The 16,228-nt window shown below is 63.5% G+C and carries 14 protein-coding genes; 8 read left to right on the top strand and 6 right to left on the bottom strand.

What is annotated here, in order from left to right; translation table 11 throughout:
• The first annotated feature begins 97 nt into the window (after window positions 1-97).
• The 3 genes from NKJ64_RS05150 (at window position 98) to NKJ64_RS05140 (ending at window position 3,259) form a co-directional block, all read left to right on the top strand.
• Entirely contained in the window at window positions 98-859 is a 762-nt protein-coding gene (locus tag NKJ64_RS05150; RefSeq protein WP_023704789.1) for a DeoR/GlpR family DNA-binding transcription regulator, read from the top strand.
• 256 nt (window positions 860-1,115) lie between these two features.
• Window positions 1,116-2,264: a Gfo/Idh/MocA family protein gene (locus NKJ64_RS05145; protein ID WP_352462087.1), complete on the top strand. Its 1,149-nt coding sequence runs from the start codon at window positions 1,116-1,118 to the stop codon at window positions 2,262-2,264.
• A gap of 14 nt (window positions 2,265-2,278) precedes the next feature.
• Window positions 2,279-3,259 (top strand): alpha/beta hydrolase, encoded by a 981-nt coding sequence (locus tag NKJ64_RS05140; RefSeq protein WP_352462085.1) that lies wholly within the window; start codon window positions 2,279-2,281, stop codon window positions 3,257-3,259.
• Here NKJ64_RS05140 and NKJ64_RS05135 read toward each other — a convergent pair.
• Complete coding sequence (locus tag NKJ64_RS05135; protein ID WP_352462084.1) at window positions 3,247-4,311, bottom strand: LacI family DNA-binding transcriptional regulator; 1,065 nt, start codon at window positions 4,309-4,311, stop codon at window positions 3,247-3,249. The two genes, NKJ64_RS05140 and NKJ64_RS05135, sit on opposite strands and share 13 nt — an antisense overlap.
• Before the next feature lie 225 nt (window positions 4,312-4,536).
• Here NKJ64_RS05135 and NKJ64_RS05130 point away from each other — a divergent pair, with 225 nt between their 5' ends.
• A complete protein-coding gene (locus NKJ64_RS05130) occupies window positions 4,537-5,922 on the top strand; it encodes an FAD-binding oxidoreductase (RefSeq protein WP_352462082.1) in 1,386 nt (461 codons plus the stop codon).
• A gap of 13 nt (window positions 5,923-5,935) precedes the next feature.
• Here NKJ64_RS05130 and NKJ64_RS05125 read toward each other — a convergent pair whose 3' ends face one another.
• Complete coding sequence (locus NKJ64_RS05125; RefSeq protein ID WP_023667912.1) at window positions 5,936-6,580, bottom strand: YjbE family putative metal transport protein; 645 nt, start codon at window positions 6,578-6,580, stop codon at window positions 5,936-5,938.
• Window positions 6,581-6,837: 257 nt separating this feature from the next.
• Here NKJ64_RS05125 and NKJ64_RS05120 point away from each other — a divergent pair, with 257 nt between their 5' ends.
• The 3 genes from NKJ64_RS05120 to NKJ64_RS05110 all read left to right on the top strand — a co-directional run bounded on the left by NKJ64_RS05120 (window position 6,838) and on the right by NKJ64_RS05110 (window position 10,026).
• Window positions 6,838-7,479, top strand: a complete 642-nt coding sequence (locus NKJ64_RS05120) for a ThuA domain-containing protein (RefSeq protein WP_352462081.1) — start codon at window positions 6,838-6,840, stop codon at window positions 7,477-7,479.
• A gap of 139 nt (window positions 7,480-7,618) precedes the next feature.
• On the top strand, window positions 7,619-8,725 hold the full coding sequence (locus tag NKJ64_RS05115) for an OmpA family protein (RefSeq protein WP_352462080.1): 1,107 nt from the start codon (window positions 7,619-7,621) through the stop codon (window positions 8,723-8,725).
• Between the two features lie 56 nt (window positions 8,726-8,781).
• A complete protein-coding gene (locus NKJ64_RS05110) occupies window positions 8,782-10,026 on the top strand; it encodes a caspase family protein (protein ID WP_352462153.1) in 1,245 nt (414 codons plus the stop codon).
• A gap of 58 nt (window positions 10,027-10,084) precedes the next feature.
• Here NKJ64_RS05110 and NKJ64_RS05105 read toward each other — a convergent pair whose 3' ends face one another.
• Complete coding sequence (locus NKJ64_RS05105) at window positions 10,085-10,648, bottom strand: DUF6931 family protein (protein ID WP_023687008.1); 564 nt, start codon at window positions 10,646-10,648, stop codon at window positions 10,085-10,087.
• Window positions 10,649-10,877: 229 nt separating this feature from the next.
• Between NKJ64_RS05105 and NKJ64_RS05100 the strand changes: the two genes are divergently transcribed.
• Window positions 10,878-11,414 carry an OmpA family protein gene (locus NKJ64_RS05100; protein ID WP_023682635.1) on the top strand — a complete coding sequence of 179 codons (537 nt, stop codon included), beginning with the start codon at window positions 10,878-10,880 and terminating at the stop codon, window positions 11,412-11,414.
• 79 nt (window positions 11,415-11,493) lie between these two features.
• Here the strand turns inward: NKJ64_RS05100 and NKJ64_RS05095 are convergent, their stop codons facing one another.
• From NKJ64_RS05095 to NKJ64_RS05085, 3 genes are all read right to left on the bottom strand, one after another.
• A complete protein-coding gene (locus NKJ64_RS05095; protein WP_352462078.1) occupies window positions 11,494-13,107 on the bottom strand; it encodes a caspase family protein in 1,614 nt (537 codons plus the stop codon).
• Between the two features lie 265 nt (window positions 13,108-13,372).
• Window positions 13,373-15,769: a M23 family metallopeptidase gene (locus tag NKJ64_RS05090; protein ID WP_023818541.1), complete on the bottom strand. Its 2,397-nt coding sequence runs from the start codon at window positions 15,767-15,769 to the stop codon at window positions 13,373-13,375.
• Window positions 15,766-16,227 carry a DUF1036 domain-containing protein gene (locus tag NKJ64_RS05085; RefSeq protein ID WP_050485828.1) on the bottom strand — a complete coding sequence of 154 codons (462 nt, stop codon included), beginning with the start codon at window positions 16,225-16,227 and terminating at the stop codon, window positions 15,766-15,768. Before NKJ64_RS05085 ends, NKJ64_RS05090 begins: the two co-directional genes overlap by 4 nt.
• Between the last annotated feature and the right edge of the window lies 1 nt (window position 16,228).

Raw genomic sequence — 16,228 nt, 5'->3', positions numbered from 1 at the left:
AAAAACAATCTTTCGAAAGCTTTCGAATCTGCATATTTCCGGTAAGGTGAGCCGAGGCCGGCGCGATTGCTCGGCGCAGGCAGGCAAGGGCCGGGCAATGTTGTCGGAGCAGAGACGCCAATCGATCCTGGGCGAGGTGCAACGCAGCGGACAGGTTCGCATCAAGGACCTGTCGGACGGGTTTGGCGTGTCGGAGGTCACGGTGCGCTCCGACCTCGAAATACTGGACCGCAAGGGACTGCTGACCAAGACCCGTGGAGGAGCGGTGACCCGGACTACCGATTCGACGACGGCCGCGTTCGCCCGCCGGATGCAAACGAACCTCGACGCAAAGAAGCGCATCGCCCGGGCGGCGCTGGACCTGTTCGAGGACAACCAATCGGTCATCTTCGACGGTGGCTCGACCTTGATGCAGCTTGCCATGCAGTTACCGCCGCTCAGCAATGTCGTGGTCGCGGCCACGGCCATGAATATCGTGCAGCATCTTATGCATCGTCCCGGGCTCGACGTTCATATGATCGGCGGCCGGGTCTATCCCGACACGGTGAGCACGCTGATCACCGATGCCGATACGGCTCTCGGCGGCCTGGTAGCGCATCAGGTCTTTGTTGGAGCGCATGCGATAGACTCGTCACTGGATGTGGTCGACGTGAACGAAGACATGGCGCGAACGAAGCGAAACCTCGTTCGCATGGCCCGGCGCGTTGTCCTGCTCGCCGATTCGAGCAAATGGGGCGTCAGCGGGACGTCCAAGGCATTTTCGCTGTCGGCCGTCGATGTGGTGATCACCGACGATGGCCTGCCCGGTCCAATACGCAGCGAGCTTGATAGGGTCGGGGCCAAGGTGATCTATGCCTGAAGCCGTCCCGGTCTCTGATGCGCGACGGAAGACGCGCATGACCCACGGGCTTCGCAGCGGCCGTCGGCCGTTTTTCATGCCGGTCATGTTCTCCTCCTCACGCTGGCCGCCTCCCAATGCGCGCCAGAATTCTCACAAGCTCTATAAAAATTTTACGCGCGTCAACATTTAAAATCCTGTATAGCGGATTGCGGGGGGATCGTGGGAACTGCAACGGTTCGCGCAGCATGCCCTTGGCTTCGGAGGAAAGCTGGAAATGCACGGAAAATCAGAGACAAAGCTCGTCATCGGCGTCATCGGCTGCGGCAACATCTCGATGACCTATCTGCGCAATGCAGCTTTGTTCGGCGGCGTCGAGTTGCGTGCCTGCGCCGACATTTCCGCTGACATGGCTGAGCTGCGCGCCAGGGAATACGGCATCCGCGCCCTCGGCGTTGACGCGCTGCTGGCCGACCCCAATATCGACCTCGTGCTGAACCTGACAATCCCCGCGGCGCATTTCGACATTTCGTTATCGGCGCTTTCGGCGGGCAAGCACGTCTTCACCGAAAAGCCGCTGGCAACGTCGGCCGCGGACGGCCACCGCCTTGTCGCCGAGGCCGCGAAGCGCGGCCTGCTGATCGGCTCGGCGCCGGACACATTCCTGGGTGCAGCCGGCCGCCGCGCGCGCCGGCTGATGGATGACGGCGCCATCGGCAAGCCGGTGACCGGCACCGCTTTCATGATGGGGCGCGGCATGGAGCATTGGCATCCCAATCCGCAATTCTATTATCAGCCCGGCGGCGGTCCGGTCTTCGATATGGGGCCCTATTACCTGACCGTGCTGGTCAATCTGCTCGGGCCGGTCGAGCGCGTCATGGCGATGGCGACGCGCGGCCAGGAGGAGAGGCTGATCACGGCCGACGGGCCGTTCAAGAACACGACATTCAAGGTCGGCACGCCGACCAGCATAATGTCGCTGCTCGAATTCCGTTCCGGCGCCACCGTCACCTTCGGCGCCTCCTGGGACGTGTTCAAACACACCAACCATCCGATCGAACTGCACGGCACCGAAGGCTCGCTCAGGCTACCCGATCCCGACACGTTCGGCGGCACGGTCTCGCTGTCGGAACGTGGCGCCGACTGGGCCGATTTCGCCAGCGAGAGCGAATTGTATGGCGCCCGCAACTGGCCCTATGTGGCGCCCGACCGCGCCAATTACCGCATGCTCGGCGTCGCCGATCTGGCGCGCGCGCTGGCCACGGGCAGAAAGCCGCGCGCCTCCGGTGAGCTGGCGCTGCATGTGCTTGAGATCATGGAGGCGATCCTGGCTTCGGGCGAAAGCCGTGGCTCGGTTGCCGTCAACGGCACGGTCGACCAGCCGCCGCTGCTTGGCGAAGAGGAAGCGGCAACCCTGCTTGCCTGACGGGAGGTTCGTCCGTGACATCGCCGCCATCCCTGCCGACACTCGATCCGGAGGCCCGGCATGTGCTCGAGCTCGGCAGCCAGGCCGGCGCGCCGCCGTTCGAAACGGGAACGCCCGAACAGGCGCGCCGTGCCTACAATGAGGGCTTCCCAAACCTGCAAGGCGAGCGTGAGCCGGTAGCGGCACTCAATGAGCGCATCATCTCCGGACCCGGCGATCCGCTGAGGCTCAGGATCTATCGCGGGCAGGGCGCGCCTTCGGCAGGCGCTCCGGCGCTGCTCTATCTCCATGGCGGCGGCTGGGTGATCGGCAATCTCGACTCGCATGACGAGATCTGCCGCTGGTTCGCCAACGAGGCAGGCGCTGTCGTCGTTTCCGTCGACTACCGGCTGGCGCCGGAACACAAATTCCCGGCGGCAATAGAGGATTGCCGAGCGGCACTTGCCTTCATGCAAAGCGCCGCGGACGAACTCGGCATCGACGCTGCCCGCATCGCGGTTGCCGGCGACAGCGCGGGCGGCAATCTCGCCACGGTGCTCGGCCTGCTCACGCGGGGGGACAAAAATCCGCCGGCAGCGCAGCTGCTGTTTTATCCCAACACCGATGCCGGGCAGACGACGGACAGCTATCGCCGCTTCGCCATAGGCGTTGGCCTGACCGCCTCGACCATGGCCTGGTTCCGCGACCATTATGTCCGCAATGCCGCCGACATCGGCGACTGGCGTACCTCACCGCTGAAGGCGGAAAGCCTCGCCGGTGCGCCGCCCACCTTCATCGCCATCGCCGGTCACGACATCCTCGCCGACGAAGGCGAGGCCTATGCCAGGCGTCTGCAGGAGGCCGGCGTGCCGGTCGTGCTGGAACACTGGCCCGGTCAGATCCACGGCTTCGTCTCGATGGGCCGTCACGGCCCGGCAGCGAGACAGGCGGTTGCCGCCGCCATTGCCGCGTGGCGAAGCTTCGATCCTGCCTTTGGAAAGGTTCAAGCGGACTGACGCATGACCAGGGCGGCGTCAAGACTGACCTTCGGCGCGACCTTCGCCCTATCCTCGTTGAGCAAAGCGAGCAATGTCTCGACGCTGCGCCCCGCCATGGCGGCAAAATCCTGCGCGATGGTGGTCAGTGCGGGGCAGGTGTAGCGGCTCAGCGGATGGTCGTCATGGGCGGCGATACGCAGGTCGCAATCGGCCTTGCGGCCGATCTTCAGCCCTTTCGCGAAAGCTGCCGCCATCACGCCGAAGGCGAGGCGGTCATTCGCACACAGTATGGTCTTGCCGGGCAGACCCCCGGTCTTGCCGGGCAGACCTCTGGTCTTGCCCGGCAGGCCGCTGGCCCCGAGCATCTGTTCCATCTGCTCGTAGCCGATGCGCTCGAAATCCCATGTGTAGTCTCGGGTGTTGCCGATAACCACCGGCTCCTGGCCAAGCTGACGCATCGCGGCGACGTAACTGTTCAGGCGCTCCGGCGAATTGTGATTGACATGCGGGATGTCGAAATAGATCGGGGCGTCGCCGGAGCGGCAGAGATAGTCGACGATGGTCGAGACGCTCTGGGCATTGTTGTTGCCGACAAAGGGCGTGCCGCCTTCAAGATAGGTGTCGAAATAGACGACCGGCATTGTCTGGGTCAGCTTCTCCAGCGTGCGCCGGTCCGAACGCAAGCCGAGCGGCGCGATCAGCGCGCCCGAAACTTTCAGCGACAGGATGGTACGTGTCGCCTCCATTTCGAGCTCGGTTGAGCCATGCGAGGAGATGACGATCGGCCAGTAGCCCTCGTCGCGCAGCCTGAGCTCGATGCGGCTGACCATTTCGGAATAGAAGGGATCGGTGACCGTCGGTACGACAATGCCGATGGCGCGGGTGCGCTTGCGGTTGAGGTTGCGGGCAAACAGATTGGGCTGGTAGTCGGACGACCGCAACGCCTCTTCGATGCGCTTGCGCGTTGCCGGCTTGACGCTGGTCGGATCGTCGAAATATTTCGACAGCGTCGGCCTGGAGACGCCGCAGGAGCGGGCGAAATCCTCCATCGTCTTGTGCGTCATTGGCATTCAATCCTCGTCTGGCACGCGCCAGAACCTCAGTCATCCCTTGACGCTGCCCACGGTCCTGCAGCCGGCGCGTCCGCCACGCAACGGCAGACGAAATTTACAGGAAACGTCAGTGGGTTCAACGCGCAATGACAGATTATACCGTGCGTAAATTTGTTCAATTGACGCGAAAATTGTCGCGCATCAAAGTCTCGGTCACAAAGAGCGCTGAAAAGTCCAGGCACCATGACACAACAGATCGATCGGCTTCTTTCCCAGCTATATCGTCGGCTCGATGCCGCCGCGATTGTGATCGGCGATGCTATCGATCCGCGCTATGGCGACGACCTCTCCGGCAAGGGCGGCGGCCAGCCCGAACTGGTCTTGCGTCCGCGCAACGCCGCCGACGTCGCCGAAATCCTGCGCCTATGCAGTGGTATCGGCCAGAAGCTGGTCGTCCATGGCGGCCGCACCGGGCTGGCCGGCGGCGCGCGCGTGCAGCCGGGCGAAGCGGTGCTGTCGCTGGAGCGCATGACCGCGGTCGAAGCGCCCGACCGCGCCGCGGCAACCATCATCGCGGAAGCCGGCGCGCCGCTGCAAACGGTGCAGGAAGCGGCCGATGCGTCCGGCCTGATGTTCGGCGTCGATATCGGCGCGCGCGGCACGGCGACGGTCGGCGGCAACATCGCCACCAATGCTGGCGGCATTCGCGTGCTGCGCTACGGCATGTACCGCGCCCAGGTGCTGGGGCTGGAGGCCGTGCTTGCCGACGGCTCGATCCTGACTTCGTTGCGTGGCCTGGCCAAGGACAATTCGGGATACGATCTCAACCAGCTTTTCATTGGCAGCGAAGGCACGCTGGGCGTGGTTACTCGCGCCTGCCTGCGGCTGCATCCCAAGCCCGCCACCGAGGTTGCCGCATTCTGCGCGCTTGGCTCGCTGGGGGCGGCCATTGCGCTGCTCGACCTGCTCAAGCAGCGGCTCGGTCCCTTGCTGTCAGCCTATGAGGTGAATTTCTCGCCGCTCTACGGCTCCATGATTGCCGGCATGGCCGCGCCGGCGCCGCTGCCTGTCGGCGCGCCCGTCTATGTGCTGGCCGAGATCCAGGGCAGCCAGGCCGAGCTGGACGGCGAGCGTTTCGCTTCGGTGCTGATGCAGGCGGTCGAGGACGGCATCGTCGACGACGTGGTCGTCTCGCAGTCGCCACGCGAATTCCGTGCGCTATGGGATGTGCGCGAAGAGGCTAACCGATTCCTGTTTGCGATCGAGGGAATGCTCGGCGTCGACATCAGCATCCCGTTGGCGGCCATGGCGGATTTCCTGCGCAACGCCGAAGCCGCGATCCACGCCGTCGACAGCAGCGCCGAGATCTACGTCTTCGGCCATCTCGGCGACGGCAATCTGCACTATCAGGTCGACACCACGGAACCGGCGGCCGCCTATGAGATCATCTATCGCGGCGTGGCGGCATGCGGTGGCGCCGTCTCGGCCGAGCACGGCATCGGCCTCGACAAGAAGAAATGGCTGAACCTCGTGCGCAGCGACGCCGAAATATCAGCCATGCGCCGGCTGAAGGTGGCGTTCGATCCGCACAACATTCTCAACCCAGGGCGGATTTTCGATATCATTTGATCGCCAGGAGAATCTAGCTTGCAACTGGCGAGAGCAGCGCGTGTAAGTCGACCGTTCTCATCTGCTCGACGCCGTCCAGAGTCATATTTCCCGCGACATAGACGATGATTGCCAGACCGAGCCAGCCGATCCAGCGATACCTGGCAAGCAGCGCCGCCACCAGCGTCGAGGCGACCGCCATCAGAACCACCGACAGGATGAGACCGAACACCAGCGCATTCATGTCGTGGGCGGCGGCGCCCGCCACGGCCAGCACATTGTCCAGCGACATCGAGACATCGGCGACGACGATCTGCAGGATCGCGGTGCGCAGCGCCTTGGCCGGCCGCGCCGTCGCAAGTGCTACGGCTTCAGTGTCGACGTCCTCGCCGTCGCCGGCCGAGCGCAACTCCTGGAACATGTTCCAGCACACCCAGAACAAAAGCATGCCGCCGACCAGCATGATCCCCGGAATTTCCAGCAGTTGCACCGCGATCACCGCAAAGACGACGCGGATCACCGCCGCCGCGGCAATGCCGGCGATGATCGCCTTCTGCCGCAACGCCTTGGCGAGGCCTGCGGCCGCCATGCCGATCACCACGACATTGTCGCCAGACAGCACAAGGTTGATGGTGATGACTTCCAGATAAGCGGCGACAGTCGTCTGGTCGAAACTCATAGAGCGGTCTCCCCGGAAGGCTCCGGCTGGTTGCGGCGGATCGGACCGATGTCTGCGCAAACGCGAAGACAGCTGATTTGAGTGCAGCCCGGCATTGAAACAAGACGCCAGCGCGGCCAATCGGTCCTCATCCACGGAATTCATCGCCGGGTCGTGATTTCCGACCAGAAATGCCCGTCCCAGAATGCCCATCATGGAAGGGAAGACAAAAGCGTTCCGCTTGCCTATCAATATTGCCGACCAAAGGAGAGACGAGCATGAGCAAGACGGCACTGATTTTCTGGGGCGGATGGGAAGGCCACACGCCGGCTCGCAGCGCCGCTGTCGTCAGCGAGATATTGACGGGGCATGGCTTCGAAGTGCGGATAGAAGAGGGCACATCGGCGCTCGCCGATCCGCAGCTCCCGGCCATCGATCTGATCGTGCCGGTGATCACCATGTCGACGATCGATAAACCGGAGCTGCAAAACCTCACCGCCGCCGTCAGCGGCGGGACCGGCCTTGCCGGCTTCCATGGCACCATGGGCGACAGTTTTCGCAACGAACCGGCCTATCAGTTCATGACCGGCGGCCAATGGGTCGCGCACCCCGGCGACATCATCGACTACCGTGTCGACATCATCAGCGACGATCCGATCGTCAGGGGTATCGAGGGTTTCGCCTACCATTCCGAGCAGTATTACATGCATGTCGACCCGAGCAACGAGGTGCTGGCGACGACGACGTTCAGCGGTGAGCATCTCGACTTCATCGACGGCGTCGTCATGCCCGTGGTCTGGAAGCGCCGCTATGGCAAGGGCCGCGTCTTCTTCAGCGCGCTCGGCCACACCGCGGATGAGTTTTCCGTGCCGCAAATGCGCACCATCTTCGAGCGTGGGGTGCTGTGGGCCAGCCGGTAACCGGGGCCTGTCCAAGCAAGCAACGGCGATATGACGCCTCCGCTACTCGCTAAGCCGCGGCTAACGCACTATGGTGGCTGAGGTGACGACGTTCGACCGCCGTCATCGCAACTGAAATGTGTTGTCACGGGGGGCATGCATGTTCGGGGTCGTCGGATTAGTAAGGCATGGAAAGCCGTCGCAGCGCTGGCGTCCGCCGGCTCTGGTGGTCGTGGTGTTCGGCCTGTTGCTGCTTGCGCCGGAAGTTGCGAATGCGCAGCCGAACTGGACGCTCGATCCGGCGAATTCGACACTCACCTATCAATCGGTGAAGAAGAACACCATTGTCGAAACCAACAAGATCAGGAACCTCTCGGGCACGCTGACATCGGATGGCGCCGCCAAGGTCACGTTCGACCTGAACTCGGTCGACACCGGTATCGACCTTCGCAATGTCCGCATGCGCTTCCTGTTCTTCGAAACCTTCAAATTCCCGACGGCGGAAGTGACGGCGAAAGTCGATCCCGCCGCTTTTGCCGATCTCGCCACCAAACGGCGCATAAGCGCGCATATCCCGTTTCGCCTGAGCCTGCACGGCGTCGACAAGGACCTTGAGGCCAATGTCGTGGTCACCATGATCACCGACAGCATGGTGTCGATCGCCTCGGCGGCGCCGGTCGCCGTGCATGTCGAGGATTTCGGCCTGTTGCCCAACATCGAAAAACTCCAGCAGGCGGCCAATGTCAGCAGCATCGTCCCGACGGCTTCGGTGTCGTTCGACTTCGTCTTCACCGCTGATGGCGCCAAGCCTGCGGCCACGCCTGCCGTCGCGGCCGCAGCCCCAGCCGATGCCGGGCCGGTCGCCACAGATGCAGGCAAGACGTCCTTCAGCGACGATGAATGCCTGAACAGGTTCGAGGTGCTGTCGCGCACCGGCGCCGTCTATTTTCGCCCAGCCAGCGCTCGGCTCGATGAAAAGAGCCGCCCACTGCTGGCCGAGGTGGTCGGCGTCGTCGGCAAATGTCCGAAACTGAAGGTCGAGGTTTCGGGCCATACCGATTCCGACGGCTCGCCGACGGCCAACAAGAACCTGTCGGAACGGCGCGCCAAGGCGGTCGCCGACGCGATCATCGCTGCGGGCATTCCATCGGCGCAGATCACGGCTTCCGGCTATGGCGAGGAAAAGCCGGTGGCGCCGAACGATACGCCGAAGAACAAGGCGCTGAACCGGCGGATCGAGTTCTCCGCCACGCCGCTCTCCAACTGAGCCGGTCCTTAACTGAGAAGGCCCGTCAACCGAAAAGGAATCCGGTGCGTTTGGACATGATTGCAAGTTGCGGCAACTTCATGCGCGGCATCGGCCTCGCCGTGCTGGCGCTTGCGTTGACCATGACCATTACCATGACCGCGGCCAGTGCCGAACGCCGCATCGCCCTGGTGCTCGGCAATTCCCATTACCGGAACGCGCCGGTGCTGCCCAATCCGGTGAACGATGCGCAGGCAATGTCCGATCGCCTGAAGGGGCTGGGCTTCGAAATCGTCTCCGGCCTCGATCTCACCAAGGCGCAGACGCAGGAAAAGATCGCGCAATTCGCGCGGCAGGTGCGTGGCGCCGATATCGCGCTGTTCTTCTATGCCGGTCATGGCCTGCAGGTCTCGGGCAGGAATTACCTGCTGCCTGTCGATGCGGCGCTGGAGGACGAGACCTCGCTCGACTTCGAAGCCGTGCAGGTGGACTTCATCCTGCGGCAGATGTCGCGCGAGACCAGCATCAGGCTGGTGTTCCTCGACGCCTGCCGCGACAACCCGCTCGCCGATGTGCTTGCCAAGGAGACTGGCGACGACAGCACGGCAAGCAGCGGCCTTGCCGAAATACCGATCGAGAATGGCGGCGCCGGCACGCTGGTCGCCTTCGCTGCCAGTCCCAACCAGCTCGCCTATGACGGACCGGGCGAGCACTCGCCATTTTCGGCGGCGCTGCTTGCCCATATCGGCGAGGTCAACGTCTCGATCACCGAAGCGATGAACCGGGTTACGTCGGATGTGTTCAAGGCCACAGCCGGACGCCAGCGGCCCTGGATCAACGTTTCGCTGACCACCGATGTCGTGCTTCACAAGGTCGATCTCAAGGCGCCGCTGATCGTCGGCGATTCCGGCCCGGCTGCGCCCGAAGGCGATACGCAGGCGCGCACCGGCGCGGCCGCCAATCCGCCGGGTACGGACGCCGGCGAGCAGGCGCTGGAACAGCTGCGTGAGGAAATTCCGAAGCTGGGCTCGGACGCGCCAATCCTTTTCGATGTTCCGGTCAATTTCGGCGACCCGGCGATCGACGGCAAGAGCATCGCCCAACTCATCCAGGGCAAGCCGCACTTCAGTCCGGTCGAGGGCCTGGAAAAGTCCGTCTGGGACAACCAGTGCAGCAACTGTCATCAATGGACCGAGGAGCGGCTGTGCGACCAGGCCAAGACCTACGTCACCAATGATGCCTCGGTGTTGCGCCTGCAACACCCGCTGGGCACGCGCTTCAAGGTGGCACTCGGCAAATGGGCGCAAAACGGCTGCAAATGAGACCGCCAACAATGGGTTGGATCAGATTTCAATGAAATCTCATCACGATCCAGAGCAATCAGGCTCGGCGCAGCGCCTCGGTTTCGGCCAGATGGATGCCCATCTCGACAAAGGCGGTGAGCACGGAGAAACGGTCCGCCACCGCAACCCGCGCCAGTCCGGCCAGTATGCCGGCATTGACGGCATGCGCAGCCGGCAGCGGCCGCAGCCTCGACCCGTTGGTCTGCGGCGTCAGGCCATTGATGTGCCGTTGCGCCGCTAGCGCGATCCAGCCGGCAGGCGTGTGCTGCTGCGTCATCGCCGCCCCGGCGACAGCCTCCCGGCGGGTTGCATTGTTGGGGTCGCCGACCCACTCCTGGATCAGTGTCAGCGTTGCGAGGTCCTGCTCTTCGAGCAGCTCGGTCAGATGCCCCAGGCACTCATGGCCCCACCAGATTGCGGCCCGGTCAGGCAGGAGATAGGCGCAAAAGGTAATCGCTTCCTCGGGGATGCGCCCGGCCATCAGCCGGCGGCAGAACTCGAGCGAGGGTTGGTCGGTCGGAACGGCCGTCATGTCCCGAGCGACAGCCGTGTTCGCGGCGAAGAGATCGCGTGCGGTCTGGAATCGAAGCCCGTTGACCATCGCTGCTGTTATCCTCCCCCAGCCCTCACTCAACCCGCCTGCGAGGCGCGGGTCAAGTCTGTCGACCACCACATGTCCATGACGTTGTTCACAGACAAACGCCTCACGGTTTGGTATATTCCACAGCCGACCGTGATCTCGACAGATCATTGTCGAACAGGAAGAGTTGGCCCGGATCCATGGATCGGGCCTGAGTGAAAATCGGATGCTCGAAACGGGAGTAACCGTTATGCAGCGGCACATTTCAGTCTTGGCATTGGCGACCGTGCTTTTCTCGACTCACGTCTATGCCGACCCACTTCAGAAATCGGAAGACATTGTGAAGTTCTTTGCCGGCACGATCGATCACGGCGCGGCACGCGGGATTTGTGTCGGCACCGAGGACGAGTGCAAGAGCAAGACCGGCCAGAAAGAAAAGCCTCCGGAGAAGACCGGCCTCGATATGCTGATCAATTTCAGCCTGGATTCGTCCGAGCTCGACGCCAAGGCGCGCAGCGAACTCGACGAATTCGCCAAGGCGCTGAAGGACGATCGGCTGAGCAAGCTGTCCTTCGTCGTCGAAGGCTATACCGACGCATCCGGCTCGGCGACCTACAATGAGGGGCTGTCGCAGCGCAGGGCGCAGTCGGTGACGGCCTTCCTCGAATCCAACGGCATCGAAGCCACCCGCATCAAGGCGGTCGGTCTCGGCGAGGCCAATCCACGCAACCCCGACCCCTACGATCCCGTCAATCGCCGGGTCGAGATGCGGATCAAGGCGCAGTAGCGTCGCCGGCTGCGTTTTCCGGCCATCAACGCCGCGCGTCCAACGGACACGCGGCGTTTTTGTCGTTCGATGTGATCGATCAGTTCTTGAGCACGCCGCCGACCGCTACGCCGGTGCCGAAGATCAGCGCCTTGGTCAGGAAATCATTGTTGTCCCGCGGCGGCGGCTCATCCTCGCGCACGACCTCCCGGTTGCGCCTTTTCTGCACGAACTGCTGTTGTCGGCGCGGCTTCTGGGCGTACTGCTTCTTGCGTGGCTTTTCCGCCACCGGCTTCAGCGTGCGGGCCTTCTGCACCACCTGTTTTTTCGGCTTGTCCACGCCGGCCTGGTCGGCCTCATGCTTGGCACGCACGGCCTCCATCATCGGATCCGTCTGGATAACCAGGAACGCCAGTTGCTCGCGCGTCAGGAAAGTGGTCGGAGGCAGCCCGTTCCCCTCTTGCCAGTCGCCGATCGCTTGCCGGGTCTTGGCGCCGATATTTCCGTCGACGCGGCCAAGCTCGTTGCCCAGCGCCTCGACGCGCAATTGCAGGTCGATGCGGCCCTGGCGATCGAGACCGATCGCGTTCTCCGTCGCCTCGGTGCCCAGCACCTTCTTCATGTCGTCCGAAATGCCTACCGAGGTGCGCACGGCAGAACCCGAGTTCGCTTCTTCGGCAGCAAGCGCGGCGACTTCCCGTTCCTGGGCTTTCGGATCGTTCAGCGCATCGATGTTGAGCCGCGCCACCGTGGCGAAGCGGCCATTCGGGAACTGTTCGAGATAGGCTTCGTAGAATGGCGCGGTGTTGCGCTTCGAGGCCTCGTCCCAAAGCCGCTGCTCGACTTCCCACGAAGGCGGTTCGCTGGTGACGGGGGCAGGGACGGGCGCTGTCGCGGCGTTCGCGTCATCGGCGGCCGGTTTTACCATCGGCGCGGCTTGGGCGGCCGGTTTGCCAAGGAAGACCTCGCGGCCCAGCGATGCGTTGTGCCATGGCCGCTGGCGGCCTTGCGTGGTCTCGGCCACTTCGCCGCGCACCCGCGTCAGCGCACTCTGGATCTCGACGCCGGGTTCGGTCAGGTGCCTGGCGAGCGCGGTCGAGTAGGGGCTGTCGACGCCGTTGCCGTCAAAGGCGATGGCGCCCGGGTCGGTGGCATAGGCAATCAGGATGCCGCCGGTGCCGACGCCCTCTGATTTAGGGTCGATCGGCGCCAGGCCGGTGCCCAGCGCGGTGGAGCGGGTCTTCGGCATCGCGGCCGCCAGTGTGCGTGCCAGCGGATTGTCGCGGCAGGCATCGAGGATGATGACGCCGACCGCCGGGTCGGGTGGCAATGCGGCCATGAAGTCGTCGATCTGGACGGTGCGGGTCTTGAGATAGGCAGGTGACGTCAGTTCGGCGTCGACCGGGATCAAAAAGTTCTTGCCGTCGACCTGCATGCCGTGGCCGGCATAGAAAATGACGGCGAGGTCGGCATCGTAGGACTGCTCGGTGAATTTGCTGATCAGGCTGTGCATGCCGGCATTGTCCTGGTCGACGCCCTCGATCACCTCGAAGCCGGCATTGCGCAGCGTCGATGCGATGAGATGCGCGTCATTGGCCGGATTGGGCAATTCGACGGCATGGACGTATTTGCTGTTGCCGATGACCAGCGCGACGCGTTTGACGCCACCGGCATCCGGCGCCGCCGCCTGGACGGTGCCAAGCGCGGTCAGCATTAACAGAAAAAATCCGCTCAAAAGGACGGCAAACGCTTTCATGGGATCGGCCCTCCGCCCCAATGGGGCGCGTTATTGATGGCTGCGCATGCTAAATTTCACCAGCGACTGTATCGCTTCTGCCAAAATGGCTGTTGGGCGTATGTGATCCCAGCCACAGTTTTGGTTCACAAGGACGCAAAAACCTTCCCAAATATCCGCAAACATACCATTCGCCGGCCTCAGAACCAATCGGCTTGGCGAAAGCCGGGGCGAACTGCCAGCTCTAGCCCGGCTCAAGAGTATTTTGGATCGAGCCGACCAGTGCCGTTATCGCCTGCTTGTATTTTTCGAACTCCGGCGATGTCTGGCGGACTTCCGTCGTCGTCTGCTGGCCCGCATCGGTGGTGGCGGGCGTCGGCAATTTGCGGCCCATCTTCCGTTCCGCCCAGTCGACGACGTAGCTGGCGGTCTTGCCGGCAAGAAACGGGTTGGCCTGGATAACGGACGAGCCGAGCACGGCGCTCAACTGCGCCGATCCCGGCGACGCCAGCACCTGATGTGCGCCTTCCATGCCGAGGAAATGGCAGAGATAGAGCCGGCCGGCGGTAATCTGATGGCCGCGCGCCTTGAGATAGGCTTCGCCCTCGCGCGCCAGATTGCGCACCATCTCACGCGAGATGGTGGCGTCGTAGCGCAAAGCGAGCAGGTCTGCGGTCGACAGCGATCGCGCGAGTTCGGGACGATAGGTGTTCATCATCCGGATCCAGGTCTTGGATATGAACTGGCCGGCGCCTGTCGCCGAAGACAGCGGGTTCTTGGCCCGCGCGCTACCGCCCGATTCGACGTGGACGATACGGTCGGTCAGCGTTTCGACGGCGGGATCGCTGGAAGTGACGGCGATTGCAGCGGTCACTGTTCCGAGCGGATCGATCGCCTGACCGCTCTGGTAGAGTTCGAAATGCAAATGTGGCCCGGTCGACAGGCCGGTGGTGCCGATATAGCCGATGATGTCGCCGGCCTTCACCTTGGTGCCGACACCGCTGGCAATGGCGAATTTCGACATATGCGCGTAGCGCGTCTCGCGGCCGCCGCCATGGGCGATCTTGACCACATTGCCGTAGCCGCCGCCGTCGCCCTGGAAGATGATCTCGCCGTCGAAGGCTGCGGCGATCGGCGTCCCCACGGGTGCTGCCCAGTCGACGCCCTTGTGGATGCGAACAACGCCCAGGATCGGATGCTTGCGCGGCCCGAAGGTCGACGTCATGACACCGTTGACCGGCGTCACCATGCCGTTGGCCACCGTCAGCGAGCGCACCTGGTCATCGCCCGAGACGCAGGAAAACTGGCCGTCGCTCTGCTGGAAAACGAAACAATCCAAGCTCTTTTGCGTGCCTTGGATACCGACATAGAGCACCCGTCCGTCGGTCTCGTTCTTGCCGCGCGGCGTCTGCGAATAGATCAGCACAAGACGCTGGTCCTCGCTGGCGAAAGCATCCAGATCCTGTCCCCGCGACAGATACATGATGGCTTCGCCAATGATGCCGCTCGGCACATTGTTGCGGGCCGCCGTCGAATAGATCGCGTCGAGCAGGCGGTATTGCCGTTTCTGCGTGCCTTCGGTCTCGGCGCCCGAATAATTGAACAGGTCCTCGCGCACCCACGGGTCGACGCCCGACACGAAGGCACCGGCCGCGTTGCGTGTCAGCGTGCCGACAAAGACGTTCCTGGCGTAGATCGAGACCTGCATCAGCGACATCGTCGTGGTCTCGCGCGTCGGCCTAAAGCCGCGCATCGCCACGACATAACCAGGCTGCAGGCCGTCCTTGTCGAACAGCGCCTTCAGCGCCTCGCCGGCAAGCTTTGCGTCGTCGGCGGAAAAATGCGCATCGAGCGCCACGCTGTCCAGGCTGCGGTCGTTGAGGATTTTCACGAAAATGTCCTCGGTCGCCTCGAAGCGCTGATATTCCGAGCTGACGTTGGCAACGCTGGTGTTGTTTTCGACCGCTGTCTTCTGAAAGGCGGGGAGTGCTGCTTCGCCCTCATCGATGGTCTCGCCCCAGCCGGCCTCGGGGTCATCGGCCGCCGCCGATGCACCCGGAGCAGCCTGCGGGTCAGGAGCTGGGCCGGAGGCCGCCGGAGCCCCGTCCGCGCCGGGCGATGGTTGAAGATCGTTCTGCAGGTCATTCTGCGGATCGTTGGGTTCGGCGGGTGGCGCGACCGCGGTCTTCCGCTGCGCCTGGAAGAAGGCGAAATCCTCCTGCGTCGAGGGGATCGTCGTCATGAATTTTTCGCTGGCGCTCAGCATCACGTCGGAGAGAACCATGATCTGAGGGGAGATGCCGGCCTGGTCGAGCTCCGTCGGGCGCGGCATCCCGCGGCTCTTGGCGGCGCCCGCCTCCGGCGCCAGTGTGATCCACATCGGGTCGCCGGCAAGGTCGATGATGGCCGGCACGTAGACCGATGCGTCGGCCGGCACGTCGTCCGAGTCTTCGACGGCATGCAGTTCCTCGTCCTCGTCGCGGAACGACCAGTAGTCGGCGGTAAGATAGAAGCCGGTGGCAATCGCGGCGAGGACGATTGTCGCCAGGCCAGCCGCCAGCCCGAGCCAGATCCTGCGCCTGCGTAGCGCGGCGCGCGCCTGCTTCTTTGCCTTGAAGCTGGTGTCGATGCTGTGCGTCACGGTGCGCTTCCGGTCAGGAAGAAGGTCCAGCGCACCTGTTCCTGCGTGTCGACTTCGAGAAACTTCGCCGCGATATGGCCGCGCTGCCAGCATTCATCGATGCCGCGGATCGAGAACCGCCGCCGCTCGATGCACATGTCGGTGGAGCCTGCCAGAATGGCGTGGCCGAAGACATCCGTCGCGTAGATGTAGATGTAGCGGTTGGTCAGCTCCTCGCGAATGACGTTGACGCATTGATTGGCGCCGATGGTCCACCAGCCATCGGTCTGGTCGGCATCGTCGACCTTCTGACCGACGGCAAGATTGACGACGTCGAGCGTCTGGTTGCAGACGGTGAATTCGGCGCGCGCATGCCCGGTGGAAAGAAGCGCCAGCAACAGCGTCGCGACCGCGCTCGCGGCGAGCTTCACGCGCACGTTCCGGGCAAGCAGGACGGGATCTCGGCGACGGCGTTGCATC

The organism is Mesorhizobium sp. M0062, assembly GCF_040323125.1.
In the GTDB taxonomy this organism is placed as follows: Bacteria; Pseudomonadota; Alphaproteobacteria; order Rhizobiales; family Rhizobiaceae; genus Mesorhizobium.
The sequence above is the reverse complement of the archived record's forward strand: the minus strand, read 5'-3'. Positions and strand labels throughout refer to the sequence as shown.